Origin of the sequence: Coleofasciculus sp. C1-SOL-03 (assembly GCF_040220555.1) — a bacterium.
Lineage (GTDB): Bacteria > Cyanobacteriota > Cyanobacteriia > Cyanobacteriales > Coleofasciculaceae > Coleofasciculus.
This window is the reverse complement of record NZ_JAVJUO010000249.1, coordinates 15,361-29,625: the sequence shown is the minus strand read 5'-3', so window position 1 is coordinate 29,625 and position 14,265 is coordinate 15,361. Positions and strand designations below refer to the sequence as shown.

At 44.4% G+C, this 14,265-nt stretch carries 14 protein-coding genes and 2 pseudogenes; 14 read left to right on the top strand and 2 right to left on the bottom strand.

All coding sequences use genetic code 11. The features are described from left to right. The first annotated feature begins 702 nt into the window (after positions 1-702). Positions 703-4,671 carry a tetratricopeptide repeat protein gene (locus RIE73_RS37170; RefSeq protein WP_446405946.1) on the top strand — a complete coding sequence of 1,323 codons (3,969 nt, stop codon included), beginning with the start codon at positions 703-705 and terminating at the stop codon, positions 4,669-4,671. 80 nt (positions 4,672-4,751) lie between these two features. Then, positions 4,752-4,943 (top strand): annotated as a pseudogene (locus RIE73_RS37165) (tetratricopeptide repeat protein); the annotation flags it as partial. On the opposite strand, the gene RIE73_RS37160 reads toward RIE73_RS37165, so the two are convergent. Further along, positions 4,872-5,105 (bottom strand): hypothetical protein, encoded by a 234-nt coding sequence (locus RIE73_RS37160; protein ID WP_446405945.1) that lies wholly within the window; start codon positions 5,103-5,105, stop codon positions 4,872-4,874. The pseudogene RIE73_RS37165 and the gene RIE73_RS37160 overlap by 72 nt on opposite strands. Before the next feature lie 204 nt (positions 5,106-5,309). Here RIE73_RS37160 and RIE73_RS37155 point away from each other — a divergent pair, with 204 nt between their 5' ends. From RIE73_RS37155 to RIE73_RS37125, 7 genes are all read left to right on the top strand, one after another. Further along, entirely contained in the window at positions 5,310-5,435 is a 126-nt protein-coding gene (locus tag RIE73_RS37155) for a hypothetical protein (RefSeq protein ID WP_446405944.1), read from the top strand. 287 nt (positions 5,436-5,722) lie between these two features. Next, complete coding sequence (locus RIE73_RS37150) at positions 5,723-6,898, top strand: L-histidine N(alpha)-methyltransferase (protein WP_446405943.1); 1,176 nt, start codon at positions 5,723-5,725, stop codon at positions 6,896-6,898. Continuing rightward, complete coding sequence (locus tag RIE73_RS37145; protein ID WP_446405942.1) at positions 6,889-7,158, top strand: type II secretion system F family protein; 270 nt, start codon at positions 6,889-6,891, stop codon at positions 7,156-7,158. Before RIE73_RS37150 ends, RIE73_RS37145 begins: the two co-directional genes overlap by 10 nt. Before the next feature lie 166 nt (positions 7,159-7,324). Next, a complete protein-coding gene (locus RIE73_RS37140) occupies positions 7,325-7,744 on the top strand; it encodes an AAA family ATPase (protein ID WP_446405941.1) in 420 nt (139 codons plus the stop codon). Then, positions 7,627-8,043 (top strand): AAA family ATPase, encoded by a 417-nt coding sequence (locus tag RIE73_RS37135; protein WP_446405978.1) that lies wholly within the window; start codon positions 7,627-7,629, stop codon positions 8,041-8,043. The genes RIE73_RS37140 and RIE73_RS37135 overlap by 118 nt, the downstream gene beginning before the upstream one ends. Positions 8,044-8,288: 245 nt before the next feature. Beyond that, on the top strand, positions 8,289-8,771 hold the full coding sequence (locus RIE73_RS37130; RefSeq protein WP_446405940.1) for an HNH endonuclease: 483 nt from the start codon (positions 8,289-8,291) through the stop codon (positions 8,769-8,771). A gap of 18 nt (positions 8,772-8,789) precedes the next feature. Next, entirely contained in the window at positions 8,790-9,098 is a 309-nt protein-coding gene (locus RIE73_RS37125) for a hypothetical protein (protein ID WP_446405939.1), read from the top strand. Between the two features lie 154 nt (positions 9,099-9,252). Here the strand turns inward: RIE73_RS37125 and RIE73_RS37120 are convergent, their stop codons facing one another. Next, on the bottom strand, positions 9,253-10,410 hold the full coding sequence (locus RIE73_RS37120) for a tetratricopeptide repeat protein (RefSeq protein ID WP_446405938.1): 1,158 nt from the start codon (positions 10,408-10,410) through the stop codon (positions 9,253-9,255). Between the two features lie 590 nt (positions 10,411-11,000). Between RIE73_RS37120 and RIE73_RS37115 the strand changes: the two are divergent. The 5 genes and pseudogenes from RIE73_RS37115 to RIE73_RS37095 form a co-directional block, all read left to right on the top strand. Beyond that, positions 11,001-11,189: pseudogene (locus tag RIE73_RS37115) on the top strand (L-histidine N(alpha)-methyltransferase); the annotation flags it as partial. Between the two features lie 3 nt (positions 11,190-11,192). Next, entirely contained in the window at positions 11,193-11,504 is a 312-nt protein-coding gene (locus RIE73_RS37110; protein ID WP_446405937.1) for a hypothetical protein, read from the top strand. 280 nt (positions 11,505-11,784) lie between these two features. Next, positions 11,785-12,723, top strand: a complete 939-nt coding sequence (locus RIE73_RS37105) for a type II secretion system F family protein (protein ID WP_446405936.1) — start codon at positions 11,785-11,787, stop codon at positions 12,721-12,723. Between the two features lie 347 nt (positions 12,724-13,070). Continuing rightward, a complete protein-coding gene (locus RIE73_RS37100; protein ID WP_446405935.1) occupies positions 13,071-13,376 on the top strand; it encodes a hypothetical protein in 306 nt (101 codons plus the stop codon). A 329-nt stretch (positions 13,377-13,705) separates the two neighbouring features. Then, positions 13,706-14,020, top strand: a complete 315-nt coding sequence (locus tag RIE73_RS37095; RefSeq protein ID WP_446405934.1) for a hypothetical protein — start codon at positions 13,706-13,708, stop codon at positions 14,018-14,020. Positions 14,021-14,265 lie beyond the last annotated feature (245 nt).

The window sequence follows — 14,265 nt, the reverse complement described above, 5'->3', positions numbered from 1 at the left end:
AGGCATAAGACTTAAAAATATTAAAGTTAAATTCAAAATAATTGTAGGGTGGGTTATGCGGTGTTAAATTGAGGAAATAACCATTCAATTCAATATCCGCCGTAATCCACCAACATCTTGAAATGTCATCATATAAAATCTCGGATGACCTCATTTTTAATCCAACCGCAAACCCCTTACGTAGGGGCGCACAGACGTGCGCCCTATCACCGACGTGCGCCTACCCGTTTATCATCAGGGATTTGGTTGGGTTTCCTTGCCTTTTCCCAACCTAATATCGCATTAAGGTTAAGGTCAGGGCGGGTTTTGTTGAAACGTTATCAGTAATTCAAAAATTAAGCGTCTAAACCCGCCCCTACATCCGATAAAACATCGCACAAAAACAGATACAGCGCTTTGCGCTGTAATAAAGTACAGTAGATCAAAGTCCCCCTTTTAGATCCCCCTTCCGTCCCCCTTAAAAAGGGGGAGACCAAAGGATGCTTCGCTTTTTGTTCCATGGGGGATTTAGGGGGATCGAAAATGTACCGCATAGCAGAGCAAACTGCTGTAAATCGAATTACAAATCTATTCATAATCTTCCCATTATTTCCCAATCCGTTCAATCCCTCTGCACCCCTCTGCGTTAAAAAAACATAACACCCTTACACCCGATTTCCCAAAATCATCTACAATCAGACTAAGCATCAGGACGGATTGACCATGGCAATCGACATCAACAATCTAAATCAACCTGACCAGGAAACCTTAGACGATTTAGCCACCACCCTAGAATTGTCTGACGGGACAACCATTGTCTTTGCCATCGCCCCCGAAAGCGCCCCCAATCATCCCGTCGTCGAACAATTAAAATCCGTCCTCAACCCCGATGAATTCCAGATTGAGAACTTCTTTTATAGTCAAGAGTCGCTGATTGCGTTTCTCTACGCTTTAGACAAGAGAATCCCCATTAACCCAGACGCCAAAGACGACTCCAAACGTCCAGTTATCATGGCGTTTGGGATTGAACAGTTACCTCGCCCCCGGATACTGAAGGAACTGAAACGGTTGAATCTGGGGCGAGAGGCGCTGTTTTCACGGGAGATTGTCCTGATATTTTGGCTGAATAAGCGGGATTTTATCGAGACGTTTCGCGGTTATGCGCCGGATTTTTGGGATTGGCGGGAGAAGGTGGTGAAGTTTACCACTCGTCCGCCGTTGAATCCGCTACTTTATCCCTATTTAGAGAGTTTAATTGCCGAGAATTCCTATCTGAAAATGAGTGGCGTGATGCAAGTACAGCGCCAGGTTGATATTTTTTTAGACCAAGTTTATGTGTCCCTGCGGGGGGAACGTCAGCAGCAGGTGACGGAAATGAAAGGAGGGGGGAAGTTAGGTTTTGAAACGCAGAGGTACGCAGAGGTTGGCGCAGAGGTTCGCAGAGGGATGGAGTTTGCGCCGTCGGAAATGAGTACAAAGACGGTGACGCATAAGGTGGATTTGGCGGAGGCGGTGGGGAGGTGTCACTATAGTGTGATTTTAGGTGATCCGGGGGCGGGAAAAACCACACTTTTGCGATATCTGGCGCTGCATTTTGCTATGGCGCAACGGGATGGGAAGGAGAGGGTTTTGGTGGAAAATGTAGAGACGTACCATGGTACGTCTGGGAATGCAGGAAATAAGGACGAATTTTCCCAATCTTCAGCCACCCATCCTGAATCATTGGGGAATACTCGTTTCCCGGTGTTTTTACGAGTTGCGGATTATGCGGAACGGTTGGTGAAACAGCCAGAGTTGAGTTTGTTGGCGTTTCTGGAAGAATTTTATCAGCAGTGGGAAGCGGATGTTGGGAATTTGCCAGATGAGGGGGAGAATGTTCAAAGGGCGAATATTACTCCCGATGATTCTGCTTGTCTCTCCGATGAGATCCCCCCTCCGCCCCCCTTCAAAAGGGGGGAACTTCAAGAATCTGGACAAGTTCAATCTGATGGAAATGAGATCCCCCCTGCACCCCCCTTCAAAAAGGAGGAACTTCAAGAATCTGGACAAGTTCAACCTGATGGAAATGAACTCCCCCCTGCACCCCCCTTCAAAAAGGAGGAACTTCAAGAATCTGGACACGGGAATCTTACTCCCCCCTTCCCTGGCACGGAAGGGGGGCTGGGGGGGTTAGGTCAACCCCATTCCCACAATACAAATATCACCGAATTGCTGTGTGACAAGATGCGTCAGGGTGAATGTTTGGTGCTGCTGGATGGTTTGGATGAGGTATTTAATCAGACTAGCCGTCAGCAAATTGTTAAACAAATTGAGGCGTTTGTTACCGATTATCCCGATAACAAGTATGTGATTACTAGCCGGATTGCTGGCTATCAGGATGTGAAATTAGGCAGTCGCTTTACCCAGTTTACCATTACTCAGATGGAATTTGAGCAGGTGGAGCGATTCCTGGGTTGCTGGTGTTTGGCGATTGAAAAGGCACAGAAACCCGATGAAACGGAGGAGGTTTGGCGACGAGACGCCGAGAAAGAAGCTGAGGAACTGTTAGAGGCAATTCAAGGGAATGAAGGGGTCAAACGCCTCACCGGAAATCCCCTATTATTAACCATTTTGGCATTAATTCATCGCAATGGGTCGCGCCTCCCGAATCGGCGGGTGGAACTGTATGCATTGGCGGTGAAGACGTTGATTGAAGATTGGCAATTGAGTAAGAATTTACCCGATGCGCCGCAGGTGGTGTTGCGGGAAAGTGAGGTCATTGAACTATTAGCACCCCTGGCGTATTGGATGCATGAAGAGAAACCATCGGGGTTAATTACCCAAGCGGAAGCGGAAGCCCAGTTAGGGGAAAAATTGGCAGAGTTAAATGATGAAGATGCGGAAGCGGATAGTGTGAAAAAAGCCGTACAGGAGTTTTTGCGGCGGGTACGGGAAACTACGGGATTATTTGTGGAACGTGCGCCCAATGTTTATGGGTTTATGCATTTAACCTTTGAGGAGTATTTTGCGGCGCGGTATATTGCTGATAATGACGTGAGTGAGATTCTGGAAATTATCCAGAAACACCAGGATGATCCGCGTTGGCAAGAACCGATTTTATTAGCGTTGGGGTATTTGGGAATTCATAGTCCTAAGCGGGTGAGTCGGTTAGTAGAACGGTTGTTTAAGGGGTTGGACGAGTATCAACCTGTTCTGGGAGAGGGAGAGATTCAAGTTAAAAATCATTCATCGAGTGAGCCGATTTTACGGTGGTCAGTTTTGGCGGAAAATGGGACAATTTACCCGCGTGAATCTGCATCGGTATTGAAGGAATTGCTATTTGCGGGTCAGGTTGTGGCTGAAGTTGAGGTGAATAGCCGGATTCGCTCAAAGGTGATTGAAAAGTTAGGTGTAACTTATTTGGGATTGGATGAGGAGTTTGAGCATGAAACGATTAAACAGATATTGAGATTGCTACGGCAAATTGAACGATTTAGTCAGAAAGGGGAAGTCATTCGTTATTTGCGTCAAGCCGTTGAGGAGGCTCAGGAATTGGCGGAACAACGAGTGAAAGCACAATCGGCTATTTTATATGTGGCTTGTGGTGAATCGGGTGCGGGATTAGTAGATTGTGTGACGGAGATTGTTAAGCAGTTAGAACCGACACTGTTTTGTTCGATTAAGGATTTAGTAGTGGAGTTGGGGGAAGAAATGACTCCAGCCTTGGAGGTGACGCAACAAAATCAGAGTGGTAAGTTAATGGGATTAACCTTTCTCACCGCGATGTCTTACTTGCGAAGCGATGATTATAAGAAAGCGATTCCTCTTTTAGAGGAGATAACTGAGCAAAATAACAGTGGGATTCAGGCTTATATCGATTGGTCACTGGCTGCGGCTTATCAGGAAGAGAATAAATTTGACCAAGCGATTGATACGTATCAAGCCTGTTTTGAAAAGTTAGAGCCATATATTGAGTCAATAGCTTTGTCAATGTTCTGGATGGATTTGGGCGTTTGTTATCAATTAAAGAAAAATTATGAACGGGCAATTGACTGCTTTGAGCGAATGTTGACGAAGGTCAGAGAGATTGATAAACCAAGAGATGAATCCCTCGCTCTTTATCACATCGGAAGAACCTATCAAGATTGGCAAAAATATGAACAAGCAATAGATTATTACCAACAAAGCCGTGCAATCGATGAACAATTAGGAAAACAACAGGATGTCATTAGCCAGTGGTACTGGTTAGCTGATTGCTATCAAGACTGGGGACAGTATGAAAAAGCAATCGAGTGTCAACAAAATTGTTTAGCACTTAGCCAACAGCTCAATGACAAAACCAATGCCGCGAATGTCTACTATGAGCTTGGTTGGCTCTATCAGAATTGGGGCAAATATAAAGAGGCGATCGCACATTACAAACAAAGCATTGAACTCAATGAGCAATTAGGAAAACATAAGTATGTTGCTAATCAGTGGAAGTGGTTAGCTGATTACTATCAAGACTGGAGACAATATGAAAAAGCGATTGAGTGTCAACAAAAGTGTTTAGCGATTCGCCAGCAGCTAGACAACCCATCAGATATCGCTTTAGCCTACTATCAGTTGGGTCAAATCTATCAGGATTGGCGCAAATATGAAGACGCGATCGCACATTACCAACAAAGCTGTGAACTCTATGAGAATTTGAATAAACAGACGGATATTACTTAGTCGTGGTAATAGCTGGCTGTTTCTATCGCACCTAGGGATAGTATCAAAAAGCGATTGATTATTAACAGAATAATGTAGTTATTTGCAAGCAGCTTGATAACCAAACTAATATCGCTGATGCCTACTATCAGTTCGGTAAAATCTATCAGGATTGGGGGAAATATGAAGATGCGATCGCCCATCACCAACAAAGCCGTGATTTATACCAGCAAATCGGTGACAATGAACGCACGGCTAGAAGTTACAGACACATTGGCAAAACCCAACGCCTCCTCGCCCAAAATACCCCCGACACAACCGCCGCCCTCACCCTCCTCCGCCAAGCGGAAGAAAACATACGCCAAGCCATACAAATTAATACTAAAAACGACTACAAAAAGAACCTGGGGTATGATTATATTGCCCTCGCCCTCGCCTACGCTGAACGCTTCCATCAACTCCCGGCGGACGATTCTAATTTATCGGAACAAATCAGCCAATTTCAAACCAACTACACCCTCGGCTTAACCCACTTCCGCCAACTCGGACAAACCGTTGATAGTGCGGAAGAAACCCTGGATATCGCCCGCGCTTACTTACGAATTAACCCGATAAAATGGACAGGATGCACCGAATATAGAGACGAGACATCGCATATTTTGGAACCCTTAAACCAAGCCGAAACCCTCACCCGTGCCGCCCTGGAAACATTCCAAGCTTATAATCGTGGTAAACTGCAAGCCACCGCGCAGCAACTCTTGGAGGAAATCCACCAGCGAATTTAGTTTGTAGTTGCGCTTGTAGTTGCGCTTTAGCGCCATCAACGTCCCATCGCCAACCCCAAATTGAATAAGTTCGTAGTTGCGCTTTAGCGCCATAAACCTTTGCCTCACCACCTCCAAACCCAAATTGAATTAGTTCGTAGTAAGGGCTTCAGCCCTTAATTCAAAATAAGGGTGCGTTACGCTTCGCTAACGCACCCTACGTATTGTTGAAATTTTGCTTGCTATTTAATGGTGCAAGATGTAACCTTGATGCACTAAAGTGCTTACTACGAACCCGGAAAACATCAATGTCTAAATCTCAGCAAAATCCTATCCTTCACATAGCCCAGCCCAGTGCTGAATTTTACTCCATTTTCTCAGACACCGAAATCTTAGACATCATTCAAACCTTAACCACCCGACGCGAAATTAGCCTCAAATATTCTTACAAAGGTCAAGGCGCAAACATCTGGGATAAATTTTATCTCAACTATCTACGTCCGCGCTGGTATCGCCCCGTTAATCGGGAAATTGCCCTGTTAAATGATAATTTTGAACTCATCACCCACAAAATCTCAGCCGTCAAAACCGTTAATCTCATCGATGTCGGTGCGGGCAATTCCTATCCCGTCAAACAATTTATCCGTCGGCTGCATCGCTTCGGCAAAATTACTCGATATATCGCCTTAGACATTAGCGAAGACTTACTCCAACTATCCCAGAAAAATATAAAAAAGTGGTTTCCTCACATCGAGTTTATCAGCGACACAATTGACATCGAAAAACATTCATTATCCCAAACCTTATTAAACCATCAGGTTAACCTAAAAACTGATGATACCGCCCAAATCATATTACATTTAGGCGTAACCATGGGCAATCATCACAATAGAACTGCCGTCCTGCAAAATTTTAAAGATAGCATGGGAAAGCACGATGTCCTCATCTTCACCAACGAAATTGGTTCTAACTCGCAATGGGATGGAACGGTGAGAGGGGGATTAAAGTATCATGTGGATCAAATCTATGCTTGGGTGAAAAATGCACTGGGAATTCAAGCTGAGGATTGTAAACTGGTGCGAAAGTATGACCCTAAAACTGATAGTATTGTGGCGACGATTAAATTTAATTGGAACTATCGGATAAATTTCCGGATAATGGCAGAAGATAAGCCGATTGAAATCGCAGCCGGGGAAGAGATTAGGATTTGGAGACAGCATAAGTTTGAAATCCCTGAACTGCTGCAAGAAATCGAACAGGCGGGACTTCGTGTGATTCAGTACAAGACTGACCAATATTTATCGAATATTATGGTAATTTGTGAAAAATATAATGGTAATGAGTCTCACCAACCGCTTCGTGTGATTCAGTACAAGACTGACCAATATTTATCGAATATTATGGTAATTTGTGAAAAATATAATGGTAATGAGTCTCACCAACCGCTTCGTGTGATTCAGTCTCACCAACCGCCTTGGGTTTAAACCCAAGGCTTAAAGCGAAAGTCGTCTTTAGACGACTGAATAAGAGTTTTAGTCCAGGCTTCGTTAGTACTGGGGAAGAAAGCGGAACATTGGATAGAACCCTGGAAACCTTAGCCCAACATTATGATAGTGAGTTAGAACAACGACTGCGATCGCTACAGGTTAGTTTACGAGGTTTAAGCCTGGTGGTGATGGGCTGTTTGGTGGCGGTGGTGGGTGTGCGAGGGATATCTGTGCTGTTGGATTCTTTCCCAGAGTGAATGTTTTTAACGCAGAGGTTCGCAGAGGGAAGCGCAGAGGTTCGCAGAGGGTTTTGGGGGATTGGTGGAAAGGCGCGATCGCATCAGCTACTGTAGATCTCAGTTCCTGCACTATTGGCTTTGGTGGGAAAGATACTTATCCGACAAAAAACTCAATGAAGGGATTATGTATATTAATGAAATTGAAATAATTAATATTCGCTCAATTAAAAACTTATCTTGGGAGATAAGTTTAGAACAGTGTGCGGGATGGCACGTAGTTATTGGTGATAATGGCTCAGGCAAATCATCCTTATTACGTTCTGTTGCTCTAGCACTGGTAGGACCGACTGAAGCCGTTGCCCTGCGGCAAAACTGGAATGATTGGTTGACTCAAGAGCAAAAAAAAGGAACTATCCGGCTTGACTTATCCTATGACAGTGATTTTGATAAATTTTCTGGACAAGGTAGACGTATGGTAAATTACTTATTACCAGTTCGCTTATTGATGCTCATCTTCATCCTACCTGGCAACGACGAGTCGGGATTTGGTTTCGAGAACATTTTCCCAATCTTCAATTTATTGTCACAACCCATAGTCCCTTAATTTGCCAAGCCGCAACCGTGGGAACAGTCTGGCGTTTACCTAAACCAGGTAGTAATGAATCCGGGGGTATGGTAACGGGGAAAGATTTAGATCGCTTACTTTATGGTAATGTCTTAGATGCTTATGGTACAGAAGCATTTGGTACAGATGTGACCCGATCAGACGAATCAAAAAATCGGTTAAAACGGTTGGCTGAATTGAATCGGAAGGAACTGCGTGAACAACTCAGTGAAGATGAGCGAAATGAACAAGAAAAACTGCGGACAATGATGCCAACTTCACCCCATAAAGTCTGCTAATGAGATGATCATTGGATAGAAAAAAACTATAAAAATATAATTTATAGGAGCATGTTTTACGATAACATGAGCGTGGTACACCTAAATTGGATGAATGACGCTCACATCCAAAAACCGTAGGGGCGCAAAGCTTTGCGCCCGATTCAATGGTCAAATCTATTCCACAATTGTAGCTGTGTCAGTCCAATACAGTGCGATAGATACTCCGAATGAATAAATTAGCCATAATCTGAAGTGTCACAACAATGATAAGGCTTCCACATCAAAATTTACCTAAAAATGCTCAAAACCAATTAAATGTATGGCAAAACGAAATTAACGGTTTAGAAGATTACGCCGAAAGAGTGGCTCAGGGAAAAAAAGCATTTGCCAGACGTAACAAACTAACAAATCCTACCTTTCGCCAAGTGCGTCAAACTTTAACCCAAATGTGTTGTGGTGCTTGTCGCTGTGGTTACTGTGAAGATTCTGTCGCTGATGAAGTGGAGCATATTAAACCCAAGGATCTATATCCTGAAGCTGTTTTTGTCTGGGAAAATTATTTATATGCTTGCGGTCAATGTAATGGCGGCAAAAATAATAAGTACGCTGTTTTTTCTGATAAAACGGGTCAACTGAGGGAAGTGGTGCGAAGACGGGGCGCTCCGGTGGTGGAGCCAGAACAGGGAGAGCCAGTCCTTATCGATCCGCGAAAGGAAGATCCGATGGATTTTCTGGAAATTGACTGAATTGATACATTTTATTTTTTGCCTAGATATTCTCTAGATTCAAAAGATTATCAACGAGCAGACTATACGATTGAGGTATTACGCTTAAATGACCGAGACTATCTAGTCGAAGCCAGAAAAGAAGCGTTCTACAACTATCGGGCAAGATTGGGTGAATATATTAAGAAAAAGGAAACAGACACCCCTTTAGATCAACTTAAGCCTATGATTACAGCATTACAAAGAATGCAACATCCGACAATCTGGAAAGAAATGCAGCGTCAGCAACAGTTTATCCCAGAGTTGAAAAAGTTATTTGAGTTAGCGCCAGAAGCACTCACTTGGTAGAAATGAAAAAGGTTAATGCGGCTGGCAAAATAACTACAGGTATAATAAACTCGTTACACAGTCTGGCATGATATAAAGGCGATTGGACAAAGGACACAAAACAAAGGGCAAATGACAAATGACAAATGCCCCTGTATCTGTTGTCAGCAATTGATTATCCGATCGCCTCTTGGGGTTGCTGCTGTACCAGTTCCTGCAATTTGTCGCGATGTTCCTTCGCCTCTGTATTGTTCGGGTTAATACGTAGGGCTTCATCAAAGGATGCGATCGCGTCACGATACCGTTCTAGCAGGGCGAGGGCGATTCCTCGGTTATACCAGCCCGCCTCACTATCAGGCTCAAGTTCTAACATCCGATCATAAGAGTTCAAGGCGTCTGCGTAGCGATCTAAACGCAATAAAGCATTCCCTCGCTTAAACCAGCCATCCACATCATCCGGTATCAGTTGCACCACTCGGTCATAAGCGGCAAAAATATCCTCAGGATTCCCGTCTAACTTTTCTAGAGCAACGCCCTTGTTGTACCAAGCATAGGCGTTATCTGGATTGATTAATAACACCTGTTCAAAAGCGTTGAGAGCAGTATCGTTTTGCTCCATTTCGAGTAACGCTACACCGCGCATGAACCAACCTGGCTCATGATTCGGATTAATGCGGACGACTTCGGCAAATGACGTTTCTGCTTCTGGATAACGTTCTAATTCCACCAGGATATAACCACGATTGTACCACGCCCGTTCGTAGTCTGGATCGATGCGAACAGCTTGATCATAAGCCTCTAATGCCTCTTGATCACGTTCCAGACGTCCCAGGGTAATTCCCCGATGGAACCAAGCCCAATCACTGTTAGGATTTACTTTCAAAGCTTGATCATAAGCAGCGAGCGCATCTTCCGGTTTGCCTGTATCATCCAAAGCCATACCTAAGCCGACCCAAGCCCCAACTAAACTAGGATCGAGTTCCGTTGCTTGATTGAACGCTGTAACCGCTTCTGGATACTTCTCCAAGCCATATAGAGCAAACCCGCGACCCATCCAAGCGCCAGCACTTTCCCCATTGATTTCAATCGCTTGGTCATAAGCTTTAACGGCTTCAGCATAGTTTCCGGCTTTGATTAAAGACATTCCTTTATTGAGCCAGTTGACCAACTCTCTGGATGGGGTTTGAGCAATCTGAGGATTTTCCAGTTCCAGCATATAAGGATTGGGTGTACCCTCTGGACTGTACCGTAGAGTCGCTAGGGCAGAGGTTGAGGTGGAGACACTTGCTAAGAGGGTAACAACGGCTGTCAGTCCAATGTGCTTGAGTTCCATGGTAGATATCCTTGGTGTATCGCTTTCAATGGCATCTATCTCTGAAGATTGAGAGCTTATGCACAATTTGAGCAAAGATGCAGGGGAAGCAGGGGAAGCAGGGGAAGAAAACATTCAATTACAGCTTACGCTGTTCGGCATTTAGACTTTAATATCAATAATGACGAAATCCTTGTAGTGCGAGCATCTTGCTCGCTACTAATATCCAATCTCGCTACTAATATCCAATTGGCTCTTTGGTACTTTTGGTGGAAACTCTAGTTTTTAGGGAACAGGGAACAGGGAACAGGGAACAGGAAAATCCTTATCCAGCAAGCCTTTGACCAAATTCAATAACTTTTCCTTATCACGATAACTCCCGGAGAGCCTGTTCAATCGGGCGCACGTTGGTAATCGGGCGCACGTCAGTGCGCCCCTACGATGAATGGTGCAAGATGTAACGTTGATGCACTAAAGTGCTTACTACGAACCAGGGAAACATCAATGTCTAAATCTCAGCAATATCCTATCCTTCGCACCACCCAGCCTAGTGCTGAATTTTACTCAATTTTCTCAGATGCCGAAATCTTAGACATCATTCAAACCGATATATCACCTTAGACATTAGCGACGACTTACTCAAACTATCCCAGCAAAATATCAAAAAATGGTTTTCTCATATCGAGTTTATCAGCGACAGGATTGATATCGAAAATCATTCACTATCCCAAACATTGTTAAACCATCAGATTAACCTAAAAACTGACCACACCGCCCCAATCATATTACACTTAGGCGTAACCATGGGTAATCATCAGAATAGAACCGCCGTCTTGCAAAATTTTAGAGATAGCATGGGCAAACTTAATCAGAATTATAGAATAAATTTCCGGATAATGGCAGAAGATAAGTCGATTGAAATCGCAGCAGGGGAAGAGATCATGATTTGGAGACAGCATAAGTTTGAAATCCCTGACCTGTTGCAAGAAATCGAACAGGCGGGGCTGCGTGTGATTCAGTACAAGACTGACCAATATTTATCGAATATTATGGTAATTTGTGAAAAATATAATGGTAATGAGTCTCACCAACCGCTTCGTGTGATTCAGTGGTAATTTGTGAAAAATATAATGGTAATGAGTCTCACCAACCGCCTTGGGTTTAAACCCAAGGCTTAAAGCGAAAGTCGTCTAAAGACGACTGAATAAGAGTTTTAGTCCAGGCTTCGTGGACTTGAGCGATAAGCCCGGAGTTTGAACTCCGGGCGGGTGTCGGCGCTTACTAACTAACAAAGGTGGAAGATCTCAGATTAAACCAACCTCACTAAAAGCGGACTAGATTATAAAGGAGGTATTAAACCTGAACAAATGATAAATGACGAAGGACAAATGACCAATGACAAATCGCCAAAATGCTAAATTTTTCTACCAACTGGCTAAATTACTTAATTCGGGTATCAATCTACAGCAAAGCTTAATCCTAGTGGGCAACGATTTAACCCCAACCGTTCAACGCTACTTACAAAAAGTTAGTCTGGCTGTCGGTTCCGGTCAAGATTTCGCCACTGCCTTAACCTGTGAACGCGGTTATTTTAACCGTTGGACGATTAGCTTAATCCGTTTAGCTGAGTATAGCGGTTCTCTCCCCCAAACCTGTCAACTGTTAGCTGAAGACGCCGAAACACAAGCGCGACAAGAACGATTATATGGGTCGGTCAAACGTTCTGCGATAGCGACAATTTGGGGGTTTTTGGTATTAACGGCGGCTATTTTTAACCCGAATGCAACCGGAATTATTAAACCAGAGTTTTGGTTAAGAGGATTGGCGATCGCACTGCTATTATGGGTGATGATCGTCCTGGTGTCTCGCTTTTCTAGTCCCTTGTGGCTGCAACTGGTGAGACGACTACCGATTGTCGGGAAAATCGTGCAGGTGCGATCGCTCCTGTATCTGGCTAAGTTAAGATTACCGTTAAGTTGTGGGGTTTCCATCCTCACCGCCTTGGATTTACTGCGAGACCATATCCCCGATACAATCATGAAAGGCAAACTCTCTTGGGCTAGACGGCGCGTCCGCCTGGGTCAACCCTTGAGTCAGAGTCTCCAGGGTAAATTACCCGCCACAGCGCTACAAATGATTAGCACCGGGGAAGAAAGCGGAACATTGGATCGGACGCTGGAAACCTTAGCCCAACATTATGATAGTGAGTTAGAACAACGACTGCGATCGCTACAGGTTAGTTTACGAGGTTTAAGCCTGGTGGTGATTGGCAGTTTGGTGACGGTGGTGGGTGTCCGGGGGATATCTGTGCTGCTGGATTCATTCCCGGAGTGAATATTTTCCATGCAAAGGCTGGCGCTAGGCGGCGAAGCGAAGGCGACCTCCATCCCTAATCGCCTTGGTGATCAGCCTATTGCTGATCAGCGTGCAGATTGACTATCATGCTATTGGTGTATTACGTGTTTTACGCTATCTTACGGTTAAGTCCATTTTCAGGGTCATGGCAATGGCATAGCAAAGAAACCCCACCTTTGAGAAACACTCAAGCTAGAGGGACGATCTGATCTATTCCGTTGCCAGTCAACGCATCTACGACACCAAATTGAACAGTTCAATCTTGACTACGCCAATTGGTGTATGACTTAACCTTTTTATGTAGGGTTTTTTTGAGAAAACAGTTATTGAATTATCTGTGCGAGGAGTTTATCTTGGCATTCATCCGACTCGCCGATTTGATCATCAATATGGACTATGTGGCGGCAGTGACGTTCAGCACCTACAACGGATTGGGTGAGGGACACGAGATCCCGGTTGTTAACATTTGTTTGGCAATTCCAGAGGGGGCATTAGATGGTCAAACGTCATCATGTATAGGGAATTGCCAGAATTGTCAGGGTATAGAAAAGCTGGAATATGAGAATGATTTAGCGATCGCGATTTGGAATTACTTTACTCAATCCAGTGAGGTTACGGTTCTATTTGAGTAACGCCTCAGGGAAGTTATGAGTGATGACTCTTGGCGACCTTCGAGGACATGGTGCGTGAGTTCACGTCCCCAGTTTATGAAGACTCGATAAAACCTCCAAGACTTAGTTGCTGATGCTGGTGTAGTTGACCTATGATAAGGAAAGTGTATTACAAGTTATACGACTGTCTTACAGATTCAACCCGATCTGGGAACGAAAGCCAAGGGTCAGCGATCGCTCACCTGTTTGGCTTCTGTTCTCCTCAAGGTTGGACACCACCAGGGTAATCTATCGTTTTCGCTTCAATCCCACTGTTCCTGAATGTGGTGTTTTTTTTAGGTACTAGCACTATGAGTTCATTCAAATCCGACAACCAATTAAGTCATCTCCATGCTTCAACCCCTGATACTGTAACGTCTGAAGAAGTGCAGCAATTTGACTTAGACCATCAATTAGCAGAACTTGCTGTTCCTTTAGCCCAAGCGTGGAAAGACAACCATCCAGAAGCCCAACCTGCATCAGAAGCGGATTTAGATGTTTGTACGTTGGCGGTGGCGATTGAAATGGCGATCGCAGGCGAAGCCGTTGGTGGTCCCATCGGCGCTTTAATTGCCTCTGGCGGGGGGATAAGGGCGGCTAGTGTGGCGTGTAGACGAGTGCTTTAATCCATCGGGTCATTTGTCATTGGTGAATTAGGACTCAGCAAAAAATGCGGCTGTCTTTTTGGACGCCTGGTGAGGATCAGTGTCTGTTGTGTTGTTTAACAGCAGAAGTCCTCGGATACGGTTTTGGATTTTAGATTTTAGATTTAGGTCTAGTTCTCTAATCATGTAATGCTGATATAGGGTATTGGACAATTGATAGCAATTCGATTGATACAGAAAGAAAAATCAAACCACCTAGCCTACTT